At 63.8% G+C, this 1,454-nt stretch carries 1 protein-coding gene; it reads right to left on the bottom strand.

Annotated elements, in window-relative coordinates:
- Positions 1-1,454: acetolactate synthase large subunit (locus CAF78_RS27460; protein WP_085691083.1), on the bottom strand; the 1,454-nt coding region annotated here is incomplete at both ends.

A 1,454-nucleotide genomic window follows, 5' to 3' on the forward strand; every position in this document is an offset into this window, starting at 1 on the left:
TCGGCGTACTTGACGAAGTCCGGGTTGCCGTAGTCCAGGCCGAAATCGGTGAAGCCCATGTTGGCCTGCTTCCAGCGGATCATGCCGTAGCCGTCGTCACGCAGGATCACCACGGTGATGTGCATGCCCAGGCGCACAGCGGTTTCCAGCTCCTGGCTGTTCATCATGAAGCCGCCGTCACCACACACCGAGATCACCGGGCGGTCCGGGTACACCAGGTGCGAGGCCATCGCCGACGGCAGGCCGGCGCCCATGGTCGCCAGGGCGTTGTCCAGCAGCACGGTGTTTGGCTTGTGCGCCTTGTAGTTGCGGGCGAACCAGATCTTGTAGATGCCGTTGTCGAGGGCAACGATGCCTTCGGACGGCAGCACGCGACGGATGTCGGCGACCATGCGCTGCGGGTAGACCGGGAAGCGGTTGTCGTCGGCACCTTCGGCGATTTGCGCTTCGTTCGCTTCACGGATCGCCATCAGGCGGGTGAAGTCCCAGTGCGCGGTGTCGTTCAGCGCTTCGCTGATCTGCCACACGGCGTTGGCGATGTCGCCGATCACTTCGACCTGCGGGAAGTACACGGCATCGACTTCGGCGGAGCGGAAGCTGATGTGGATGACTTCGGTGCCGCCACGGACCATGAAGAACGGTGGCTTCTCGATCACGTCGTGGCCGATGTTGATGATCAGGTCGGCCGCTTCGATGGCGCGGTGGACGAAGTCACCGGACGACAGCGCGGCGTTGCCCAGGAAGCGCGGGTGGCGCTCGTCGACCACGCCTTTACCCATCTGGGTGGTGATGAACGGGATGCCGGTCTTGTCGATCAGCTGCTTGAGGACCTTGGCGGTCATCTTGCGGTTGGCCCCGGCGCCGATCACCAGGATCGGGCTGCGGGCCTTCTGCAGTTTTTCTACAGCGGCTTCGATGGCCACGTGCTCGGCCAGCGGGCGACGGTGCAGGCTGCGCGGGATCGGCAGGGCGTCGGTCTGCTCGGCGGCGATGTCTTCCGGCAGCTCCAGGTGCACGGCGCCCGGCTTTTCTTCTTCAGCCAGGCGGAACGCTTCGCGCATGCGCGCCGGGATGTTGTCGGCCGAGGCAAACTGGTGAGTGTACTTGGTGATGGGGTCCATCATGCCGCACACGTCGATGATCTGGAAGCGGCCCTGCTTGGACTTCTTGATCGGCTTCTGGCCGGTGATCATCATCATCGGCATGCCGCCCAGGTAGGCGTATGCACTGGCGGTGACCAGGTTGGTGGCGCCAGGGCCCAGGGTCGACAGGCTGACGCCGGTCTTGCCGGTCAGGCGGCCATAGGTGGCGGCCATGAAGCCGGCGGACTGCTCGTGGCGAGTCAGTACCAGCTTGATCTTCGACTTGCGCAGGGATTCCAGCAGGTCGAGGTTTTCCTCACCAGGAATGCCGAACACATACTCGACACCTTCGTTTTCCAGGCATTGCACAAC

The sequence above is a fragment of the Pseudomonas sp. R28(2017) genome, from assembly GCF_002112505.1.
Classification (GTDB): Bacteria; Pseudomonadota; Gammaproteobacteria; order Pseudomonadales; family Pseudomonadaceae; genus Aquipseudomonas.